Raw genomic sequence first — 21,057 nt, forward strand, 5'->3', positions numbered from 1 at the left:
CCGAAGCGGGCTTTTTCATTCAATCCCAGCAAGCAATCAATGCGCGTTATGCAGATCGCGCAGGTTGCTCTGGCGGGAGCCGAAGTAGGCGGCCAGGTCGGCGATCTGCTGGTCGGTCAGGTCCTTGGCCTGGCTCGACATCAGCGCGTGCTCGCGGTCGCCGCTGCGGTAGGCCTGCAGGGCATGGGCGATGTAGTCGTAGTACTGGCCGGCGAGCTTGGGGTAGGTGCCGTCGATCGGGGCATTGCCTTCGGCGCCGTGGCAATCGAAGCAGGACTGGCCGGTGGCCTTGCCCTTGCTGCCAGCCAGTTGCTCGCCAGCGGCAATGTGCCCGGCCGGCAGGCCGGCGGACGAGGAGCTGTGGCCTTCGCCGCGGTCGGCGGAGGAATGCTCGGCCGGGGTGTCGGAGCTGGAGCAGCCGACGAGGCCGAGCGAGGCAAGCAGGGCGATGGCGAGGATCTTGTTCGTCATGGTCTGCTCACTCACTTCAAGGACGAAAGGAAGGCGGCGATGTCGGCGATGTCCTGGTCGGAGAAGCTCTGCGCCTGGGCCTGCATCGTCGGGTGCTTGCGTGCGCCCTTCTTGTATTCGTTCAACGCGTTGACCAGGTACTCCGCCGACTGCCCGCCGATCCTGGGCACGTGGAAGTTCGGGTAGGCGTTCTTGTAGCCGGTAATGCCATGGCATCCCTGGCAGGTGTAGGTCAGCTGGTGACCCGAGGCGGCATCACCCTTCAGTACGGCCGGAGCGGCCGTCGTTGCGGTGGCTGCGGCCGGGGCAGCGGCGGGGGCCTGGGCTTCCTGGGCCGATGCGACGGACGCAGCGGTGGTCAGGAAGAAGCAGGCGGCGATCATCAGCGGTCGCATCATGTCGTAGTCCGCAATCTCGAATGGCTAGCGAAAGGTTCTGAAGCTGGCTGCGCGTGGCCGTCCGTCGGGAGGGCCGCGCATAAGTGCGCAAGTATAGCCTGCGATATCGATGCAACGAAGCGGTGCCATTTTGCATCGATGGTTGTTGCGGCCTTCCGGATCATTGCTTGCGTCCGGGGTCGCGACATGGCTCCAGTCACCATGACCTTCGGCGGATGTTGGTGAACGGGGCAGGTGATATACCTATCTACAACACCGGCATACGGTCCGGTAATCAGCCACCTTGGGGTTCAATTCATGCGTCATCTCTCCCGAAATCGCAGCCGTGGTTTTGACCGCGCCGCTCGTGTCCTGCTGCCTTGCCTGGCCCTGTCGAGCGTCCTGCTGCTGGCCTCCTGCAAGGGCGGCGGCGCTGGCGAGGCGCAGGCCAAGGACGGCGAAAAGGGGCCCGAAGCCGTCCCGGTCGAGGTGGCCAAGGCCTCCCGGCGCCCGGTCGCGGCCAGCTACACCGGCACCGCCGCCCTGGAACCGGTGGCCGAGTCGCAGGTGGTGGCCAAGACCTCGGGCGTGGCCCTGAACGTGATGGTCGAGGAAGGCCAGCAGGTCCGTGCCGGCCAGACCCTGGTCCGCCTCGACGCCGCTCGTTCGCAGCAGCAGGCGGCGCAGACCGACGCGCGCATGCGCAAGCTCGAGGCCAACTATTCCCGCGGCAAGCAGATGGCCGAGCAGAAGCTGCTCAGCGCCAACGACAATGACCAGCTGCGTTTCGACCTGGAAGAGGCCCGCGCCGCCAACCGCATGGCCACCCTGGAGCTGTCGTACGCGAACGTGGAAGCGCCGATTTCCGGCGTGATCGCCTCGCGCTCGATCAAGACCGGCAACTTCGTCCAGATCAACACGCCGATCTTCCGCATCGTCGACACCTCGCGCCTGGAAGCCACCCTCAACGTGCCCGAGCGCGAGCTGGCCACGCTGAAGGCAGGCCTGCCGGTGCAGATGCAGGTCGATGCGCTGCCGGGCAAGACCTTTACCGGTACCGTCGACCGCGTCGCTCCGGTGGTGGATTCGGGCAGCGGCACGTTCCGTGTGGTCTGTGCATTTGCCGGCGGCGGCGTGCTGCAGCCGGGCATGTTTGGCCGCATCAAGATCGATTACGACCAGCGCGCCGATGCCCTGGTGGTGCCGCGCGTGGCCCTGCTCGAGGACGACGGCGACCCGGCGGTGTTCGTGGTCACCGGCGACAAGACCAAGCGCGTGCCGGTCAAGCTGGGCTACATGGACGGTTCCTGGGCGGAGATCCGCACCGGCGTGAAGGTCGGCGACCAGGTCGTCGTAGCCGGCAAGACCGCGCTGCGTGACGGCACTGTCGTGCAGGTGCTGGGCCAGCCGGCGAAGAAGGTGGCCGCCGCCAAAACCGAAGCCAAGAAGCAGTAATCGCGGAGAGCGAACGTGACGCAACCTGCGAACGAATCATCCGGCTTCAATCTGGTCGAGTTCTCCACGCGTCGCCGGGTCACGGTGATGATGGTGACGCTGACATTTGTGATGTTCGGCTTCATTGCGCTGAACGACCTCAAGGTCAATCTGCTGCCGGACCTGAGCTACCCGACCCTGACGGTGCGCACCGAGTACACCGGTGCTGCGCCGTCGGAGATCGAAACCCTGATCAGCGAGCCGGTCGAAGAGGCCGTCGGCGTGGTCAAGGGCCTGCGCAAGCTCAAGTCGGTGTCGCGCACCAGCCAGAGCGATGTCGTGCTCGAGTTCGCCTGGGGCACCGACATGGACCAGGCCAGCCTTGAAGTGCGCGACAAGATGGAAGTGCTGCAATTGCCGCTCGAGGCCAAGGCCCCGGTGCTGCTGCGCTTCAATCCGTCGACCGAACCGATCCTTCGCATCGCGCTGTCGTCCAAGACCGCTGCAACCAGCGACACCGAGGCCATGCGCCAGCTCACCGGGCTGCGCCGTTACGCCGACGACGACCTGAAGAAGAAGCTCGAGCCCGTCGACGGCGTTGCCGCGGTCAAGGTCGGCGGCGGCCTCGAGGACGAGATCCAGGTCGACATCGACCAGCAGAAGCTGGCGCAGTTGAACCTGCCCATCGACAACGTCATCCAGCGCCTGCAGCAGGAGAACATCAACATCTCCGGCGGTCGCCTGGAAGAAGGCTCGCAGCGTTACCTGGTGCGCACCGTGAACCAGTTCGCCAGCGTGCCGGAGATCCGCGAAATGCTGGTCACCACCCGCAGTGGTGGCGACAACGCGGCCGCCAATGCGGCAGCGCAGATGGCCGCGATCGCGGCGCAGACCGGATCGGCCGAAGCGATGGCCGCAGCCGCGTCGGTGCAGAGCGCCAATTCTGCCGGTGGCGGCGTCGTCGCCGGCGGCATGCCCGTGCGCCTGAAGGACATCGCCGATGTCCGCCAGGGCTACAAGGAGCGCGAGGCGATCATCCGCCTGGGCGGCAAGGAAGCGGTAGAACTGGCGATCTACAAGGAAGGCGACGCCAACACCGTCGCCACCGCCGACGCGATCACCAAGCGCCTGGACGAGATCAAGGAGCAGATTCCGCCGGACGTGGAACTGACCACGATCGACGACCAGTCGCTCTTCATCCGCCACGCCATCAGCGACGTGAAGATGGATGCGGTGATCGGCGGCATGCTCGCCGTGCTGATCATCTTCCTGTTCCTGCGAGATGGCTGGAGCACGTTCGTGATCGGCCTGTCGTTGCCGGTGTCGATCATCGCCACGTTCTTCTTCATGGACCAGATGGGCCTGAGCCTGAACGTGATGTCGCTCGGCGGCCTGGCATTGGCCACCGGCCTGGTCGTGGACGACTCGATCGTCGTGCTCGAAAGCATCGCCAAGGCGCGCGAACGAGGGCTCAGTGTCCTCGATGCCGCCATTGCCGGCACCCGCGAGGTGAGCATGGCGGTGGTTGCATCGACGCTGACCACCATTGCCGTGTTCCTGCCGCTGGTGTTCGTGCAGGGCATCGCCGGCCAGCTGTTCCGCGACCAGGCGTTGACCGTTGCGCTGGCGATCGCCATCTCGCTGGTCGTGTCGATGACGCTGATCCCGATGCTGAGCGCGCTCAAGGGCCAGCCGCCGATGGCCTTCCCGGAAGAGCCGCCGCATCCGCGCTGGCAGCCGACCTCGAAGCTGCAGAAGCCGCTCGCCGCCGTCGAACACGGTATCGGTGCCGGTGCCCGCGGTGCATCGTTCGGTATCGTCTGGCTGATCGTGCGAGCCTGGCGTGGCCTGGTCGCGATCGTCGGCCCGGTGATGCGCAAGGCCAGCGATATTGCAATGGCGCCGTATGGCCGTGCCGAGAGTGGTTACCTCAAGCTGCTGCCCAACGCCCTGCGCAAGCCGTGGCTGGTGCTCGGCTCGGCCGCGGCGGTGTTCGCGCTGACGCTGCTGGCGATTCCGATGCTGGGCGCGGACCTGATCCCGCAGCTGGCGCAGGACCGTTTCGAGATGACCGTGAAGCTGCCGCCGGGCACGCCGCTGCGCGAGACCGATACCCTGGTGCGCGAGCTGCAGGAAAAGCACGCCAAGGACGACGGCATCCGCACGCTCTACGGCGTCAGCGGTAGCGGCACGCGGCTGGACGCCAATCCGACCGAAAGCGGCGAGAACATCGGCAAGCTGACCGTGGTCATGGCCGATGGCGGCAGCAAGGACGTGGAGGCGCGTGAAACCGAGCGCCTGCGCACGACCATGCAGTCGCACCCGGGCGCGCAGATCGACTTCAGCCGGCCGGAGCTCTTCAGCTTCTCCACGCCGCTGGAAATCGAACTGCGCGGGCAGGACCTGGAGAGCATCCAGGTCGCCGGCCAGCGCATGGCGGCAATGCTGCGCGCCAACCCGCATTACGCCGACGTCAAGTCGACGGTCGAGGAAGGTTTCCCGGAGATCCAGATCCGCTTCGACCAGGACCGCGCCGGTGCGCTCGGCCTGACCACCCGCCAGATCGCCGACGTCGTGGTGAAGAAGGTGCGCGGCGACGTCGCCACGCGCTACAGCTTCCGCGACCGCAAGATCGACGTGCTGGTGCGTGCCCGTGAAACCGATCGCGCGTCTGTCGACAACATCCGTCACCTGATCGTCAATCCGGGCAGCAACCGTCCGGTGACCCTGGACGCCGTCGCCGACGTGGTCTCGACCACGGGCCCGAGCGAGATCCACCGCGCCGACCAGGTGCGCGTGGCGATCGTCTCGGCCAACCTGCGCGACATCGACCTGGGCACAGCCGTACGCGAAGTGCAGGGCATGGTCGTCAAGCAGCCGCTTGGCGCCGGCGTCGGCATGCACATCGGCGGACAGGGCGAGGAACTGGCCGAGTCGGTGCGTTCGCTGCTGTTTGCGTTCGGCCTGGCGATCTTCCTCGTGTACCTGGTGATGGCTTCGCAGTTCGAGTCGCTGCTGCATCCGTTCGTGATCCTGTTCACCATCCCGCTGGCCCTGGTCGGTGCGGTGCTGGCGCTGCTGCTGACCAATTCGCCGGTGTCGGTGGTGGTGTTCATCGGCCTGATCCTGCTGGTGGGCCTGGTGGTCAAGAACGCGATCATCCTGGTCGACAAGGTCAACCAGCTGCGCGAGCAAGGCGTGGCCAAGCGCGAGGCCCTGATCGAGGGTGCCCGTTCGCGACTGCGCCCGATCATCATGACCACGATGTGCACGCTGTTCGGCTTCTTGCCGCTGGCGCTGGCACTGGGCGAGGGCGCGGAAGTGCGTTCGCCGATGGCCATCACGGTGATCGGCGGCCTGCTGGTGTCCACGCTGCTGACGCTGGTCGTGATCCCGGTGGTCTATGACCTGCTGGACCGCCGCGCCGACGACTACTACGTCGCGCGTGCACGCCGCGCCCATGGCAAGGTCGAGTCGTCGGATGACGACGGCCAGGTCGAGCCGGTCTGAGCGGAGCGCTGACATGACGATTGCAGAGCTCAGCATCAAGCGGCCGGTCACGGCGATCATGTTCTTCGTGTCGCTGTTCGTGATCGGCCTGATCGCCGCGGTGCGGCTGCCGCTGGAGGCCTTCCCGGAGGTCTCCCCGCCCTTCATCTTCGTGCAGATCCCCTACGAGGGCTCCACGCCCGAGGAAGTGGAACGCACCCTGCTGCGGCCGGTGGAAGAAGCGCTGTCGACGATGACCGACATCAAGCGCATGGACGCCAACGCCCGTTCCGACGGCGCCGAGATCTTCATGCAGTTCTCGGACTGGGACCGCGATGTCGCCATCGCGGCGTCGGAGGCGCGCGAGCGCATCGACGCCATCCGCGACGACCTGCCGGACGACCTGCAGCGCTACAACGTGTTCAAGTTCTCCACCACCGATGAACCGGTGTTGCGCGTACGCCTGGCCAGTTCGACCGACCTGACCGGCGCGTACGACATGATCGACCGCGAGTTCAAGCGGCCGATCGAGCGCATCCCCGGCGTGGCGAGGGTGGAGGTAACGGGCGCGGCGCCGAACGAGGTCGAGATCGCGATCGATCCCGACCGTCTCAACGCCCACAACCTGAGCATCAACGACCTCAACACGCGCCTGAAGGCGGTCAACTTCTCGGTGTCCGCCGGGCAGATCGACGATGGCGGGCGCCGCTTGAGGGTGCAGCCGGTCGGCGAGATCACCGACCTGCAGCAGCTGCGCGACCTGATCATCGACGTCAAGGGCACGCGCCTGGGCGACATCGCCGAGATCCGCCTGAAACCGGCTCGGATGAACTACGGCCGTCGCCTCGACGGCAAGCCGGCGATCGGCCTGGACATCTTCAAGGAGCGCAGCGCGAACCTGGTCGAGGTGTCCAGCAACGCCCTCAAGGAGGTCGAGTCGATCCGCAAGCAGCCGGAGATGAGCGGGATCCAGATCAAGATCATCGACAACCAGGGCGACAACGTCACCAGCTCGCTGCTGGAACTGGCCGAGGCCGGCGGTATCGGCCTGCTGCTGTCGATCGCGGTCCTGTTCTTCTTCCTGCGTCACTGGCCGTCGACGCTGATGGTCACCCTGGCCATCCCGATCTGCTTCGTGATGACCCTGGGCTTCATGTACTTCACCGGCGTCACGCTCAACATCCTGACGATGATGGGCCTGCTGCTGGCGGTGGGCATGCTGGTCGACAATGCCGTGGTCGTGGTGGAGAGCATCTACCAGGAACGCGAGCGCATGCCGGACCAGCCGCGCCTGGCCTCGATCATCGGCACCCGCCACGTCGCCATCGCGCTGTCGGCCGGCACGCTGTGCCACTGCATCGTGTTCCTGCCCAACCTGTTCGGCGACCGCAACTTCCTGAGCATCTACCTGTCGCAGATCGCAATCACGATCTCGGTGTCGCTGCTGGCCTCATGGCTGGTCGCGGTCAGCCTGATCCCGATGATCTCAGCGCGGCTGAAGACGCCGCCGGCGGTGCGCTCCGATCGCGGACTGATCCCGCGCCTGCAGAGCGGCTATGCCCGCTTTCTGCGCTGGACGCTGGAACACCGCGGCAAGAGCGTGCTCGGCATCGTGCTGATCATCGCCGTCAGCTTCGTGCCGATGGTGTTGACCAAGAAGAACATGTTCGGCGGCGATGACGGCACCGAAACCAACATCTTCTACCAGTGGAAGGGCGCCTACACCAAGGAGCAGATGTCGGCCGAGATCCTCAAGGTCGAGAAGTTCCTCGATACCAACCGCAAGCGCTACAACATCACCCAGATCTACTCGTACTTCAGCGAGCAGGGCTGGGGCGGCACGCGCCTGACCTTCGATACCGACAAGATCGGCGAGACCAAGGCGACGATCGAGAAGCTCCGCGAGGAGATGCCAAAGTCCGCCCGCGCCAATATCGGCATCGGCAACCAGGGCGGTGGCGGCGGTGGCGGTGGTCCCGGCCAGAACATCCAGGTTCAACTGGTCGGCGACTCGACCGAGACGCTGGTGGAACTGGCCAACGACATCGTCCCGATCATGGCCAAGCGCAAGGAACTGCGCGACGTCCGCGTCGACATCGGCGACCAGAACAGCGAGTTGTCGGTCCACGTCGATCGCGACCGCGCGGCATCGTTCGGCTTCAGCGCGCAGCAGGTGGCCAGCTTCGTCGGCCTGGCGCTGCGCGGTGCGCCGCTGCGCGAGTTCCGTCGCGGCGAAACCGAAGTGCCGGTCTGGGTCCGCTTCGCCGGCGCCGAGGACTTTGGCGTGGAGGACATCGCCAGCTTCACCGTGCGCGCTCCTGACGGCCGCACCGTGCCGCTGCTGGCGATGGTCGACGTGGCGGTGAAGCCGTCGGCAACGCAGATCCAGCGTGCCAACCGCCAGACCACGGTGTCGATCCAGGCCAACCTCGCCGACAAGGCGACCGTGCCGGATGCGCGCAAGGCGATGGAAGAGACGTTGAAGTCGGTGGCGTTCCCGGCCGGCTACAGCTTCAGCTTCGAAAGCGGCGCCTTCGAGGACGAGGCCGATGCGAACAAGCAGATGATGTTCAATCTGGTGATCGCCCTGGTCATGATCTACGTGGTGATGGCGGCGGTGTTCGAATCGCTGCTGTTCCCCTCGGCGATCATGAGCGGCGTGCTGTTCTCGGTGTTCGGCGTGTTCTGGTTGTTCTGGCTCACCGGCACCGAGTTCAACATCATGGCCTTCATCGGCATCCTGGTGCTGATGGGCGTGGTGGTGAACAACGGCATCGTCATGATCGAGCACATCAACAACCTCAGGCGCCGGGGGCTGTCGCGCACGGACGCGCTGGTCGAGGGCAGCCGCGAGCGCTTGCGGCCGATCCTGATGACGATGGGCACTGCGATCCTGGCGATGGTGCCGATCTCGCTGACGACCACGCAGATGGGTGGCGACGGCCCGCCGTACTACCCGATGGCGCGCGCCATCGCCGGCGGCCTGGCGTTCTCGACCGTGGTCAGCCTGCTGTTCCTGCCGACGATCTACGCCATGCTCGACGATCTGCGCAATGGCACGTCGCGGATGGTGCGACGTGCGCGCGGCAAGGGCGAGGGCGTGCCGGCGGCGGCAGTGGCGGCACTCAAGGCGGAATAGTTCCTACCGAGTGGTTACAGAAACGGGAAGGCTTGCCTTCCCGTTTTCTTATGGAAAGCCCCCTCCGTGGCCACCTAACGTGGCCCGGTGCATGAAAGGGGGAACCAACCATGCGTGTCGCCCCGGCCATCGTCGGCCTCCGCCTGCGTCCGTATTCGCATCGACATCGCGGAATGAGCCTGATCGAGGTGCTCATCGCGGTGCTGCTGATGGCTATCGGGATGCTCGGTGTCGCAGCCCTGCAGGCAACGGCCCTGCGCAATAGCCAGAGTTCGCTCGAGCGTAGCCAGGCGGTCATGCATGGGTACGCGATCCTCGACGCCATGCGGGCGAACCTGGCTGCGGCCAGGGCCGGTGGCTATGACATGGCCATGACCTGCGAAGCCTCGCCCCGGCACCCCGCCGACGCGGGTGCGAAGGAGACGCTGGCGTCCAATGACAGGCGCGACTGGCTCAGCGCCATCCAGGCCGACCTGGGTGATGGCGGCTGTGGGCAGATTGCCTGCACGGTCGTAGCCGAAAGCAAAGCCAGGGACTGCACCGTGACTGTTCGCTGGGATGACTCGCGCGGGACGGCGGGCGAACACGCGCACTCCGTGACGGCTGTGGGGCGGCTATGAGGCACCGGCGTTACGAGGCGGCCGCACAAGGCGGCTTCAGCCTGATCGAAGTGTTGATCTCGCTGGTGCTGGGCTTGCTCGTCTTGGGCGCAGCCATCGCCATCTTCCTGACCAATCAGAAGACCTATCGCGCGACCGAGAGCCTGGGGCGCATCCAGGAGAACGCCCGTATCGCGTTCGAGCTGATGGCGCGCGATGTCCGCGAGGCGGCAGGGAACCCGTGCGGAAAGGACCTGCCCGTTGCCAACATTCTCAACGGCGCAACCGGCCAGGCGTCACCGTGGTGGATGAAGTGGGAGCGTGGGCTCGTCGGCTACAACGACGGTGCGCTCGCAGGCTCGGCGAAGGGAACCGATGCCATCGAGTTCCTGGCGTCGTCCGGCTCGACAGCGACCCTTACGGAGACTGACGCCAGGCGTGGGCCATCGAGCGCGCCGGGGCAGTTCAAGGTCCACACAGGCGCGCACGGGCTGCGCGGCGGCGACATCGTACTGGTGTGCGACTACACCCAGGTCAGCATCCTCCAGCTGGGCTCGGCAGCTGATGGCAATACGACGGTCGATTTCGCCCGCGGCAACGGCTCGCCCGGCAACTGCACGAAGGGTCTCGGCCTGCCGGTGGTGTGCAATGCCCAGGGCAGCAGCAAGCTCTACGGCCGCAATGCACTGATCGCAAAGCTGCATGCAGTGCGTTGGTTCGTCGACGACAACGGTCGCAAGGGACGATCGCTTTACCGCGTGCGGATGGACAAGGGCACCGTCCTTCCAAGGGAGGAGATCGCCGAGAACATCCACGACCTGCAGATGACCTACCTGGTGCCGGGGCAGGCCGGTTACGTGCATGCCACGGATGATCTCGACTGGAAGCGTGTCGTCGCGGTGCAGATCGCCTTGACCGTGCGGGGCGTGGAGCGCGCTGGCGTGGACCGGTCATCGATTGCGCGCTCGATCACGCACGTGGTCATGCTCCGGAACAGGGCGTCATGAAGCACCGGCCCTGCGGCTCGCCCGGGACGCGGCCGCGCGGCGTGGCGCTGGTGACGGTGCTGGTCCTGTTGATCGTGGTGACGCTGCTCAGCCTGGCCAGCCTGCGCGGGACGCTGCTGGAGGAGCGGATGAGCGCGAACCTGTTCGATCGCAGCCTCGCCTTCCAGGCCGCCGAGTCCGCACTGCGGGTAGCCGAGCAGAAGGTGCGCGAAGCGGTCCTGGCCGGCAAGGTGATTGGCGTCGATTGTGCGGCGCCCGGCGCGATCTGCCCGGGCTCGCCTGCCAACGTCAACGCGGTCACCGCCGACGAGTGCACCCCCAACGCGACGGGTTGCTGGATCGGCGTGACGCATCCGTCGTCTTACTCGGAGTTGGCGGCCGGCGCGCCGCAGTACTACATCGAGTACATGGGGGAGTTTTCGCTGTCCGCCGAAGACTCCGGCAGCGCCCACGCCGCGTCTGCCAATCAGTACGGATCTGCCCCCTCGACGCCGCGGGCGTCGATCTATCGCATCTCCGCGAGAAGCCACAATCCGCGCATCAACCGCGCGTTCGTGGTGTTGCAGGCAACGGTGGAACTTCGTTGATGGCGCGCATGCTGATGGCGCTCATTGCCCTGGTCACGGCCGCGTCGGCAGCCGACGTCATTGCCCAGGTGCAGATCGCGAACTCCCCGCTGTACGTGGGCGCCCGCGTGCCCGGCAACCTCGCCCTGGTGACCTCGGTCGAGTATCCGACGATGATCAGCCAGGCCAACATCGGTCCCTACGATGTGAGTCGCAGGTATGTCGGCTACTTCGACGCGGACAAGTGCTACCACTATCGCTATTCGCCCATCGAGAGCGAGCGGCACTTCCATCCCGTCCGCTTTACCCAGGGCCACACCTGCAGCCATGCCAACAAGGAGTGGAGCGGCAATTTCATGAACTGGGCGGCGACCCAGACCATCGATCCGTTCCGTCTTGCGCTCACCGGTGGCTACCGGGTCCGCGATACCGCAGGGGAAACCTGGCTTGAGAAGGCACGGCACGACAGGCACGGTCTCTACGCCGATCGCCGTTTGCCCGAGACCGGAAACAACAGGCCTGCGCTTCGCGCTGCCACGCCAGCGCACTGGAACTGGATGCGGATCAGCATCGCCGGTCATGGCAGCGCAATGCGCTTCAGCGGCCGGACCTTCCCGGGGTTGCGGGTCGTTGCCTACAACCCTGCCGTGCACGATCTGGTGGTGAACAACCGCGGTTTTGCACTGCCGTTCAGCACGTTCGAGGTCAGCGTCAGGGTCCGCGTTTGCGTGCCGCAACTGCTGGAAGCCAACTGCCGGCCGTACAGCCAGGGCTGGAAGCCCGAAGGGTTGATCCAGCAGTACTCGGACCGGGTCCGCTACAGCATCTTCGGCTACCTCAACGATTCCAGCGTCCTGCGCGATGGCGGCGTGCTGCGCGCAAACCAGACATTTGTCGGGCCTCAGACCCACGACCCCAAGGTCGGGCCGGCGCCGAATGCCGGCAGGGAATGGGATCCCCAGACCGGTGTCATCCAGCGCAACCCGGATCCGGTGTCCGCCGCCGCAACGCCCGGTGGCATCCGCGACAGCGGCGTCATCAACTACATCAACAAGGCCGGGCAACTGACCTCCCAGCCGCACAAGAGCATCGATCCGGCCAGCGAGCTCTACTACACCGCAATTCGCTACTTCAAACGCCAGGGGAACGTCGCGGCGTACTCGGCCATCGGCCTGGGCGGCGCCTACGATCGGGCAGATGGATTTCCGGTCATCACGCAATGGAAGGATCCGCTCCAATACCACTGCCAGGCCAACGTCATCCTCGGGATCGGGGACGTCAATACGCACCGCGACAAGAATCTTCCGGGAAATACCAACACATCAGAAGAACCTTCGACGCCACCGGAAGTGTCCTCGGACAGGACGGTGAACGTGGTCACTGCCACGAGGAAGGTCGCAGAACTGGAAGGGCTGGGAATCCGCACGCCATTCAGCGGTCGCAACAATTCCGCCTACATCGCCGGCCTGGCGTACGACTCGCATACCACGGACATCCGCCTCGATCTCGAAGGCACGCAGACGATCGCGACGCATTGGGTGGACGTCCGCGAGAACACGGTGCTGGAGCCGCGGGCGCGCAACCAGTACTGGCTGGCGGCCAAGTACGGCGGCTTCCGTGTACCAGATGGATACCGGCCTTACGACCGCACCGATCCGCTGCCCGATGCGTGGTGGCACGACTCAGGCGATGTCCTGGCGACGGGCGACAAGCGCCCCGACAATTTCCATGTCGCCAGCGAGGCCGAGCAGATGGTCGAAAGCCTGGGCAGGGCATTCCGGCGCATTGCGCGCGATACCAGCGGGACGGCGGCGTCGCTGGCGTCGAACTCCACTCGTCTGGAAACCGGCGCCGTGATCTACCAGGCGCGGTTCCACAGTCCGTCGTGGCGCGGCGAACTCAGCGCGTATGCGCTGGATCCGGCAACGCGTGCACTCGCGCAGACGCCGCTCTGGAACGCCGGCGACCGGCTTGCCGCGATGAAGTGGGAGCAGCGCAGGATCCACGTCCACAATCCGGAGGCAGCTCCGGCGCTGCGCCATCGGCCGCTGACCTGGGACACGCTGGGACCGGCACAGAAGGCCGTGCTGGGAGACGAAGCGACGGTGAACCACCTTCGTGGCGATCGCAGCAACGAAGGGCGCCTTCGCGAGCGGGAGGGCGTGCTTGGCGACATCGTCCATTCCCAGCCGGTCTTTGTCGGCAGCCCGGACGCTCGCCGTTACCGCGACGCGACTTTCAGGGGCGGGTCGTCCTACGGTGATTTCGCCCGTGCACAATCCATCCGGCGCGGAGTCGTCTACGTCGGGGCCAACGACGGCATGCTGCACGGCTTCGACGCGGCCAGCGGCGACGAGGTGTATGCGCTCCTTCCGGCCGCGGCGATCACCGCCGCGCTGAAATCATTGACGTCGCCGCGTTACGAACATCGTTACTTCGTGGACGGTGAACTGACGGTGGCGGACGTGTACTCCACCATCGACCGTCGCTGGAAGACGGTCCTGGTGGGCAGCCTGGGACGCGGGGGCAGATCGGTATTCGCGCTGGATGTCACCGACCCCGACAGCGTCGGCTTCCTGTGGGAGCGCACCGCTTCGGATGTGCCGGCGCTGGGGCACGTCCTTGGCAAGCCGATCATCGCCCAGGTTGCCGACGGTGACTGGCGCGTGCTTCTCGGCAACGGACCCAACAGCAATGGCGGGGCTGCATTGATCACCATCGGTGTTGAATCCGGTCGCGCCGAGGTGGTCGCGGCAGGAACATCTGCCGTCAATGCCCTGTCCGCGGGCAACGCCCTGTCCGCGGTGGATGCCTGGGACAGCGACCGCGACGGTTTCCATGAGACCGTCTACGGCGGCGATTACGCCGGCAACCTGTGGCGATTCCAGGGCGTGGGTGGCGCGCGGATCGCGGTGAACCGGCTCTATGCCGCAACCGATCCACTCGGCAACCGGCAACCGGTCACGGCGGCTCCACTTGTGCTGAGGCACCCGGAAACTCGAGCGTCTTGGGTCTTCTTCGGCACCGGGCGTTACCTCGGTGACGTCGATGTCGGCGATCGCAGCGTGCAGACCTGGTACGCAGTGGTGGATGCAGGCGCCGAGGTGCCGGGTCGGGCAGGGCTGGTTCGTCGGCGGATACTGGCGGAGGTGAGCGCCAGCAACTCGTTGACGTTGCGCGCCACCAGTGCGTTGAGCGCGGGCGAGCTGGATGGAACGCAGGGCTGGTTCCTCGACCTCGTATCTCCCGTCAAAGGCGAGGAGGGCGAACGAATGGTGGTTCCCAACCGGTTCGAGCGGGGGCTGCTGATCGGCACGACGCGCATTCCCGATTCCCGGGACGTCTGCAATCCAGGCGGCAGGGGCTTCGTCATGGCGCTCGATCCGTTCACCGGCGCGCGACCTTCCACTGGTGCGCTGGATACCAATGGCGATGGCGCATTCGACGTTGCCGATGAAGTCAAAGTCGGTGGCGAACAGCTTCCCGCGTCGGGCGTGGGCTTCGGGACCAGTCCCAATGGGCCGGCGTTCCTTGAGAACGACATCCACGTGGTTCTCGACGACGGCACGCGGGCCAGGTTGACCACGCGTGCCGGAGGCAGGACGTTGACCCGCATCTCGTGGCGGGAACTTGTCCTGGACGAGTGACGGGGCTGCCTCAGCCGACGAGCTTGCCCAGCATCCTCAGGCCGCCGGTCCACACGCCAATGGCAGTGCCCAGGCTGGTCAGGAAGAAGTTGAGCAGCACGCGCGCCACGCGGTTGCGCCACCAGCCGCGCCAACTCTGCACATCGTCGCGCAGGGCCATGAAGTCGGCATAGGTCGGTTTGCGGATCCACGCTTCGGTCAGGGCGCTGAGCGTGCCCGAAGCAAGCGCAGGGTGCAGCGGGGTGATCGGGGATGCGACAAAGGCAACCAGGATGCTCAGCGGATGGCCGCCGGCGATCGTGCAGCCGATCGCGCCCAGCACGCCGGTGGCCAGGACCCACTGCAGCAGCAGGTCGGAACCGACATCGATGCCGCCACGCCAGAAGCCCCAGGCGAAACCGCCCAGCACGAACGCCGCCAGGATGATCGTGAACCAGGGCACGTTGCTCTTTTTTGGCAGCGCCTCGAGTTCCTCGAGGATGGTGTCTGGAGCGCGGACTTCTTCCTTGAGGTGGCGCGCCAATCCCTGAAGATGGCCGGCGCCGACCACGGCCAGCACTTCGCGTGCGTCGCCGTGGCTCTCGCGCAGGCGCGCGGCCATGTAGCGGTCGCGTTCGGCGATCACGGTTTCGTACAGCTCCGGACTGTCGCTGGCGAACTCGCCGAAGCTCGATTCGAGCATGTCGCCTTGCTTGAGCTTTTCGATTTCCTCCGCGCCGACTTCTTCGTCGACGAACAGCGCCGCCATCAGGCCGCCGCCGAGCTTCGCCCGCGACCACCAGCCGAGCCGGTTGTTGGCGCGCTTGAAGGTCAGGCCGACGTCGCGGTCGATCAGGTGCACGGGCAACTCGCGCTGGCGAGCCTCGAGCACGGCACGCTTGAGTTCTGCGCCCGGTTCGATGCCGAGCTGCTCGGCAAGCCGGCGCTGATAGGCGGCGAGCGCCAGATTGGCCGCGAACAATGCGGTCTTGCCGGTGCGGATGACCTGCACCAGGTCCAGGCGCGCCAGCGCGTCGGGGTCGGTCAGGGCCTGCAGGCGTTGCGGATCCAGTTCGACCGCGACGGCATCGAATGCACCGCTGTCGATCGCATCTCGAACGGCCTCGACGCTGGCCTGCGAAACATGCGCGGTACCCAGCAGCGTGTAGCGCACGCCGTCGCGTTCGACGATGGCATGGGGCTGGTCAGCCAGGACGGCATCGAGGGTGGCCTGTGCGGCGGAGTCGATCATGACTGCTCCTGGCGGTCGCCCAGGGCGTGGGGTGCTACTGCGTGCATGCGGTGCCTTTCGGGGTTTGCGCAGCAAGACGGCGCCAATCAGGCGCCGTCCAGCTCATGTGTGGGGTGGCTGACAGAGCTTAGGGCCAGACCCCCAGCGGGGCAACGCGGGCAAATCCAGACCGTTGCTTCAGACCGCTGGACAAGCCCTTGGTTCCTCAGGCCACGCCGAACGGCAGGTTGCTGCTCGAGACGATCCTGTCGCCGACGTTTTCCCCGCGCAGGAAACGCAGGCCCGCAGCGATGACCTCGCCATCGTCGAGGACGCGACGATGGCCCAGTCCGCGCGTGGTGAGCAAGCGCGAGTCCGGCCAATAGCGTGCGTAGCGCTCGCCTTCCTCCCAGGGCACGTCGCGGTCTTCCAGGTCGTGCACGATCAGTGCCGGCCGACCGATGGCCGGTGCGTTGAGGTGCGCCTGCTGCGCTTCGAACGTGACGCCGATGCGGCTTTCGAAGTACGCGAACATGCGCTGGCACAAGCGTCGTCCCATCCACATCACGTTGGCGAAACGTTCTGCCGCTGCAATCGGATCCGCGGCCGGCGCGATCAACACCGCGCGCGATGCCTGCAGGCCCTGGGCCATCGCCAGCAGCGTGGCGGCTCCGCCGAGCGAATGCCCGATCACGGCCGCGGCCGGGCCATAGTGCTGGCCCACCGCCAGCAGGTGGTGCGTGAAATCAGGAAGCGTGGCCTGCGTACCGGGACTGCGGCCGTGTGCGGGCTGATCGAATGCGACCACGGCATAACCGTCGGCAAGCAGGGTCGGCAACCATGGGGCGATGCGGGTGCCATGGCTGGACCAGCCGTGCGCAAACAGCACATAGGGCTGCCTGACCGGGTCGCCCCAGACGTAGGCGGCGATGGCATGGCCATCGACGTCCAGTCGTTCTTCGCGCGCGCCCTGCGTCGGCGCCGCGGCAGCGCGGCTGCGGGTACTGGGCATCGGCGTGGAGAACAGCCGCGCCGCCCGTTGCAGGGTGGCTTTCGGAGCGAGGGGGCCACCCAACGCAAAGCCGAGGCGCAGGCCATACAGCCGCATGATGTTACGAACGGTCGTGCTAATTGTGGCGATGAGCGGGTACACGGCGGACCTCCGGTAGGCAATCAGAGGGTGGGGGAGTACGAGCGGAACAGCCGCTCGAGCGCATTGCGGCCGCGGGTCACGGCCAGGTCGAAGCCGAACAGGCCGGCATCGTGGTGGACGATCAGGGCAAGGCTGTAGACCTCGAACGCCATCTGTTCGGGATCGGTATCGACCGCCAGGTCGCCGGTCTCGACGGCCAGGGCGATGGCGCGCGACAACTCGCGACGCCAGCGCAGTTCGTGGGCAACGACGCGGTCGCGGATGTCGCCGGGGCGGTCGTCGTACTCACTGGCGGCGCTGAGCAGGAGACAGCCGCCTTCGGAGGATTGCCGCGCCCAGTCGAACCAGGCTTCGACAATGGCCCGAAGCCTGGGCAGCCCGCGCGGCAGCTTCAGCGCCGGCAGCAGGACATGGCCGACGAATCGCTGTCCTGCGGCATCGAGAACCGCCAGCTGAAGGTCTTCGCGCGAACCGAAGTGGGCGAACACGCCGCTCTTGGACATCCCGACCGCCTGCGCCAGCGGCCCGATCGACAGGCCTTCCAGGCCGGCGGAACAGGCGATGCCGTAGGCGCGATCGATGATCGCTTCGCGCGTGGCGGCGCCTTTGCTGGTGGCGGTGAGTGCGGACATGGACGGAAAATAGCACGTCCGTTCGTTTTAATTGATGCCGCTCGTCGGCAGCCGAAGATTCTCCCGGGGCGCTGAGATGCCCCAGCCAGCTCAGTCGGAGTCGGGCGCGCTGTTGCGGCCGTCGCCCAGCTCCAATTGCATCTGCACCGTGTCGAGCCAGCGCCCCTGCTTGCGCCCGAGACCGGCGAACACGCCAACGGTCTTGAACCCCAGTCGCTCATGCAGGGCGATGGAGGCGGCATTGCTGACATCGCCCACCACCGCGACCATCTGCCTGAAGCCCAGCGTGGTGCAGTCATCGATCAGACGCTGCACAAGCGCGCGGCCGACACCACGCCCCTGCAGTTCGGGAACGATGTAGACCGTGTCCTCGACCGTCCAGCGGTAGCCCTCGCGGGTGCGGTAGCCGCTGGCGTACGCGTAGCCGGCGAAACGGCCATCGAGTTCGGCCACGATGTACGGATAGCCTTGCGCGACGATGGCCTGCCAGCGCCTCGCCATTTCAGCCTGGTCGGGCGTGTCGTACTCGTAGGTGGCGACGTGGTCGGCGACTTCGCGCGCGTACAGCGCGGTGATCGCCGGAAGGTCGCCGGCGACGGCAGTGCGGATCGTCGGCGCGGTGGCCAAGCGGCTCAGTCGCGGTAGCGCTTGAGCAGGTCGCCGTACGCGTCGATGCGGCGATCGCGAAGGAACGGCCAGATCCGGCGCACATGTTCGCTGCGCTGCATGTCGACTTCGGCCATCAGGATCTCCGGCTCGGCCACGGTCGACTGCGCAAGGAACTCGCCTTGCGGACCGAGCACATGGCTGGTGCCCCAGAAGTCGATGCCGGCCGCATCGAGCGGCGACTGCTCATGACCGACGCGGTTGCAGCTCAATACCGGCAGGCCATTGGCGACGGCATGGCCGCGGTGGCTGAGCACCCAGGCATCGCGCTGGCGATCCTTTTCGGCCTGCTCGTCTGTCGGGTCCCAACCAATTGCGGTGGGGTACAGCAGCAGTTCGGCGCCGGCCAGCGCCATCAGGCGCGCGCCTTCGGGATACCACTGGTCCCAGCACACGAGCACGCCCAGGCGACCGACCGACGTCTGGATCGGCTCAAATCCAATATCGCCCGGAGTGAAGTAGAACTTCTCGTAGAAACCCGGGTCGTCGGGGATGTGCATCTTGCGGTACTTGCCGGCGGTGGAACCGTCGGCATCGAAGACCACGGCAGTGTTGTGGTACAGCCCGGCCGCTCGCTTCTCGAACAGCGAGCTGACCAGGACCACGCCATGCTGCTTTGCCAATGCGCCCAGCCGCTCCGTGCTCGGGCCGGGAATGGTCTCGGCGAGGTCGAACTCGTCGACCGACTCGTGCTGGCAGAAGTAGGGGCCGTTGTGCAGTTCCTGCAGCAATACCAGCCTCGCACCGCGCTTGGCGGACTCGGCCACGCGCGCCTCGATGTTGGCCAGATTGGCCTCGCGGCTGCCGTGGTCGCGATCCTGGACCAGGGCGACGGGGAGGGTGGTCTTCTTCATGGGAGTGAAGTCCGGTAGGCGGAGATAGAAGGCATTCCGGGCGTCAGCCCAGAAGTCCGACCGGCAACTGCATCGTGATGCAGTGCAGGCTGCCGTTCTGCCAGATCAGCGGGCGGCACGGTACCGGCACGATCTCCCGGTCGGGGAAGGCTTCGGCCAGCACGGCCTGGGCCCGCGCGTCGGCTTCGTCGCCGTAGGCCGGCATCAGCACCGCGCCGTTGACGATGAGGAAGTTGGCATAGCTCGCCGCCAGACGCCGGCCTTCGTCGACGATGGGCTTGGCCCACGGCAGCGGGAACAGCCGGTACGGCCGGCCGTCGCGCGTTCGCAGCGCAGCCAGTTCGGCGCCCATCGCCCGCAACTCGGTGAAGTGCGAGTCGGACGGATCGTCGCAGTCCTGGTAGACGATCGCGTCGCGCGCGGCGAAGCGGGCGAGGGTGTCGACGTGGGCGTCGGTGTCGTCGCCTTCCAGGTAGCCGTGGTCGAGCCACAGCACGCGCTCCTGGTGCAGCCAGCCGGCGAGCCTGGTGGTCAGGTCTTCGCGCGAGGTCTCCGGGTGGCGCTCGTGCAGGCACTGCCAGGTGGTCAGCAGGGTGCCTTCGCCGTCGCTGTCGATGGCGCCGCCTTCCAGTGCGAAATCAACCGGATAGCGCGAACTGTTAACGAAGGTTCCGGCATCGTGCAGGCGCTCGACCAGCAGGTCGTCCTGGCTGGCGTCGAACTTGCCGCCCCAGCCGGTGAAGCGGAAATCGAGCAGGCGGAAACCGCCGTCGCGGCGCAGCGTGATCGGGCCGGAGTCGCGCAGCCAGGTGTCGTCGTAGGGAACGTCGACGAAACGAACCTGCGCCATGTCGACGCGCGCCGAGGACAGCCGCGCGCGGGCATAGGCTTCCACGTCCTCGTCGGCCACGCAGATGATGACCGGCTCGAAGCGGGTGATCGCCGCGACCAGCGCGATGTAGGTCTCTTCGACCTCGCCCAGGCGGTCAGCCCAGTCGGTGTCGGCATTGGGCCACGCAATCAGGACCGCGGACTGGGGTTCCCACTCCGCGGGGAAGCGCAAGACAGGTTCGTTCATAGCCTCAGCGAATGGGGGGCTTGGGGCCGACTTCCTCGGCACTGGCCTTGTTGGCGACGACGTCGATCACCTTGCTCTTCTCGAAGTACACGGTGAAAGCGGGGTAGACCCAACGGTTGATGGTCGGCCATTGACGCTTCTGGCCGCCCTGGGATTCGAGCTTCTCGCTCGGCGCGCCGTAGCTGGCTTCGACCTGGGCCATGGTCTGGCCGCGGGCCGGCATGGCGGCGCGGTTTTCTTCCTGCACGCGCTCCACCAGCAGGGTATCGGCGGCAGCCGTGCCGGCCAGCGCCAGCAGTGCGAACAGCGGTACAGCTACGAAACGCTTGTTGACGTTCACGGCGAGCCCCCTCAGTGGATGAACACGGTCTGGTAAGGCCACGATTGTACGCACAAGGTGTGAAGTGGCGGCAGCGCGCCGCCGTCACGTTTTGGCGAACCGGAACGCAAACCGGGCGCCGGCCCACATAAGAGGCCGGCCACAGAAAAGGCCGCCTTTCGGCGGCCTTTCGACTTGCACGGCGTCGCCGGGCTTCTTAGCGCTGACGCGCCTTGAAACGCGGGTTCGACTTGCAGATCACGAAGACCTTGCCACGGCGGCGGACGACCTTGCAGTCGCGGTGACGGGCCTTCGCCGACTTCAGAGAGGACAGGACCTTCATGACAGACTCCGGCAAACAGTTGAAAAACGGTTGATTAAACAACGAAGCCGGCGATTGTAACGGGTAATTCCTT

Annotated in this window: 17 protein-coding genes; 7 read left to right on the top strand and 10 right to left on the bottom strand. The window is 66.2% G+C overall.

Annotated elements, in window-relative coordinates; all coding sequences use genetic code 11:
• Positions 1-36: 36 nt before the first annotated feature.
• Together AB4Y64_RS09420 and AB4Y64_RS09425 are read right to left on the bottom strand one after the other, a co-directional pair.
• Complete coding sequence (locus AB4Y64_RS09420) at positions 37-471, bottom strand: c-type cytochrome (protein WP_441816183.1); 435 nt, start codon at positions 469-471, stop codon at positions 37-39.
• Positions 472-482: 11 nt separating this feature from the next.
• A complete protein-coding gene (locus tag AB4Y64_RS09425) occupies positions 483-866 on the bottom strand; it encodes a c-type cytochrome (RefSeq protein WP_441816338.1) in 384 nt (127 codons plus the stop codon).
• Positions 867-1,166: 300 nt separating this feature from the next.
• On the opposite strand from AB4Y64_RS09425, the gene AB4Y64_RS09430 reads away from it, so the two are divergent.
• From AB4Y64_RS09430 to AB4Y64_RS09460, 7 genes are all read left to right on the top strand, one after another.
• A complete protein-coding gene (locus AB4Y64_RS09430) occupies positions 1,167-2,303 on the top strand; it encodes an efflux RND transporter periplasmic adaptor subunit (RefSeq protein WP_441816184.1) in 1,137 nt (378 codons plus the stop codon).
• A gap of 15 nt (positions 2,304-2,318) precedes the next feature.
• Positions 2,319-5,792: an efflux RND transporter permease subunit gene (locus AB4Y64_RS09435; RefSeq protein WP_441816185.1), complete on the top strand. Its 3,474-nt coding sequence runs from the start codon at positions 2,319-2,321 to the stop codon at positions 5,790-5,792.
• Positions 5,793-5,805: 13 nt separating this feature from the next.
• Positions 5,806-8,910, top strand: a complete 3,105-nt coding sequence (locus tag AB4Y64_RS09440; RefSeq protein ID WP_441816186.1) for an efflux RND transporter permease subunit — start codon at positions 5,806-5,808, stop codon at positions 8,908-8,910.
• A 110-nt stretch (positions 8,911-9,020) separates the two neighbouring features.
• Positions 9,021-9,530, top strand: coding sequence for a type IV pilus modification protein PilV (pilV, locus tag AB4Y64_RS09445; protein ID WP_441816187.1), 510 nt, complete (start codon positions 9,021-9,023; stop codon positions 9,528-9,530).
• Positions 9,527-10,516, top strand: coding sequence for a PilW family protein (locus AB4Y64_RS09450; protein WP_441816188.1), 990 nt, complete (start codon positions 9,527-9,529; stop codon positions 10,514-10,516). The genes pilV and AB4Y64_RS09450 overlap by 4 nt, the downstream gene beginning before the upstream one ends.
• Entirely contained in the window at positions 10,513-11,103 is a 591-nt protein-coding gene (locus tag AB4Y64_RS09455; protein WP_441816189.1) for a pilus assembly PilX family protein, read from the top strand. The genes AB4Y64_RS09450 and AB4Y64_RS09455 overlap by 4 nt, the downstream gene beginning before the upstream one ends.
• A 14-nt stretch (positions 11,104-11,117) precedes the next feature.
• Positions 11,118-14,729: a pilus assembly protein gene (locus AB4Y64_RS09460; protein WP_441816339.1), complete on the top strand. Its 3,612-nt coding sequence runs from the start codon at positions 11,118-11,120 to the stop codon at positions 14,727-14,729.
• Positions 14,730-14,739: 10 nt separating this feature from the next.
• On the opposite strand, the gene AB4Y64_RS09465 is transcribed toward AB4Y64_RS09460, so the two are convergent.
• From AB4Y64_RS09465 to ykgO, 8 genes are all read right to left on the bottom strand, one after another.
• Positions 14,740-15,960 (bottom strand): TraB/GumN family protein, encoded by a 1,221-nt coding sequence (locus tag AB4Y64_RS09465; RefSeq protein ID WP_441816190.1) that lies wholly within the window; start codon positions 15,958-15,960, stop codon positions 14,740-14,742.
• Between the two features lie 205 nt (positions 15,961-16,165).
• Entirely contained in the window at positions 16,166-17,047 is an 882-nt protein-coding gene (locus tag AB4Y64_RS09470; RefSeq protein ID WP_441816191.1) for an alpha/beta fold hydrolase, read from the bottom strand.
• A gap of 65 nt (positions 17,048-17,112) precedes the next feature.
• Entirely contained in the window at positions 17,113-17,724 is a 612-nt protein-coding gene (locus tag AB4Y64_RS09475; protein WP_441816192.1) for a TetR/AcrR family transcriptional regulator, read from the bottom strand.
• A 90-nt stretch (positions 17,725-17,814) separates the two neighbouring features.
• Entirely contained in the window at positions 17,815-18,351 is a 537-nt protein-coding gene (locus AB4Y64_RS09480; protein WP_441816193.1) for a GNAT family N-acetyltransferase, read from the bottom strand.
• Between the two features lie 5 nt (positions 18,352-18,356).
• Complete coding sequence (locus AB4Y64_RS09485) at positions 18,357-19,244, bottom strand: carbon-nitrogen hydrolase (RefSeq protein ID WP_441816194.1); 888 nt, start codon at positions 19,242-19,244, stop codon at positions 18,357-18,359.
• A 43-nt stretch (positions 19,245-19,287) separates the two neighbouring features.
• Complete coding sequence (locus AB4Y64_RS09490) at positions 19,288-20,322, bottom strand: agmatine deiminase family protein (RefSeq protein WP_441816195.1); 1,035 nt, start codon at positions 20,320-20,322, stop codon at positions 19,288-19,290.
• Between the two features lie 4 nt (positions 20,323-20,326).
• Complete coding sequence (locus AB4Y64_RS09495; protein WP_441816196.1) at positions 20,327-20,662, bottom strand: hypothetical protein; 336 nt, start codon at positions 20,660-20,662, stop codon at positions 20,327-20,329.
• A 196-nt stretch (positions 20,663-20,858) separates the two neighbouring features.
• Positions 20,859-20,984 carry a type B 50S ribosomal protein L36 gene (gene ykgO, locus AB4Y64_RS09500; protein ID WP_010342887.1) on the bottom strand — a complete coding sequence of 42 codons (126 nt, stop codon included), beginning with the start codon at positions 20,982-20,984 and terminating at the stop codon, positions 20,859-20,861.
• Between the last annotated feature and the right edge of the window lie 73 nt (positions 20,985-21,057).

The organism is Lysobacter sp. TAF61 (genome assembly GCF_052113485.1).
Classification (GTDB): domain Bacteria; phylum Pseudomonadota; class Gammaproteobacteria; order Xanthomonadales; family Xanthomonadaceae; genus Lysobacter_J.

What these genes read in the sequence shown, in the direction of transcription:
- AB4Y64_RS09460 (WP_441816339.1), top strand. Translation starts at nt 11,118, where the DNA reads ATGGCGCTCATTGCCCTGGTCACGGCCGCGTCGGCAGCCGACGTCATT.
- AB4Y64_RS09455 (WP_441816189.1), top strand. Translation starts at nt 10,513, where the DNA reads ATGAAGCACCGGCCCTGCGGCTCGCCCGGGACGCGGCCGCGCGGCGTG.
- AB4Y64_RS09450 (WP_441816188.1), top strand. Translation starts at nt 9,527, where the DNA reads ATGAGGCACCGGCGTTACGAGGCGGCCGCACAAGGCGGCTTCAGCCTG.
- AB4Y64_RS09470 (WP_441816191.1), bottom strand. Translation starts at nt 17,047, where the DNA reads ATGCGGCTGTATGGCCTGCGCCTCGGCTTTGCGTTGGGTGGCCCCCTC.
- AB4Y64_RS09420 (WP_441816183.1), bottom strand. Translation starts at nt 471, where the DNA reads ATGACGAACAAGATCCTCGCCATCGCCCTGCTTGCCTCGCTCGGCCTC.
- AB4Y64_RS09475 (WP_441816192.1), bottom strand. Translation starts at nt 17,724, where the DNA reads ATGTCCGCACTCACCGCCACCAGCAAAGGCGCCGCCACGCGCGAAGCG.
- AB4Y64_RS09465 (WP_441816190.1), bottom strand. Translation starts at nt 15,960, where the DNA reads ATGATCGACTCCGCCGCACAGGCCACCCTCGATGCCGTCCTGGCTGAC.
- AB4Y64_RS09430 (WP_441816184.1), top strand. Translation starts at nt 1,167, where the DNA reads ATGCGTCATCTCTCCCGAAATCGCAGCCGTGGTTTTGACCGCGCCGCT.
- pilV (WP_441816187.1), top strand. Translation starts at nt 9,021, where the DNA reads ATGCGTGTCGCCCCGGCCATCGTCGGCCTCCGCCTGCGTCCGTATTCG.
- ykgO (WP_010342887.1), bottom strand. Translation starts at nt 20,984, where the DNA reads ATGAAGGTCCTGTCCTCTCTGAAGTCGGCGAAGGCCCGTCACCGCGAC.
- AB4Y64_RS09485 (WP_441816194.1), bottom strand. Translation starts at nt 19,244, where the DNA reads ATGAAGAAGACCACCCTCCCCGTCGCCCTGGTCCAGGATCGCGACCAC.
- AB4Y64_RS09490 (WP_441816195.1), bottom strand. Translation starts at nt 20,322, where the DNA reads ATGAACGAACCTGTCTTGCGCTTCCCCGCGGAGTGGGAACCCCAGTCC.
- AB4Y64_RS09440 (WP_441816186.1), top strand. Translation starts at nt 5,806, where the DNA reads ATGACGATTGCAGAGCTCAGCATCAAGCGGCCGGTCACGGCGATCATG.
- AB4Y64_RS09425 (WP_441816338.1), bottom strand. Translation starts at nt 866, where the DNA reads ATGCGACCGCTGATGATCGCCGCCTGCTTCTTCCTGACCACCGCTGCG.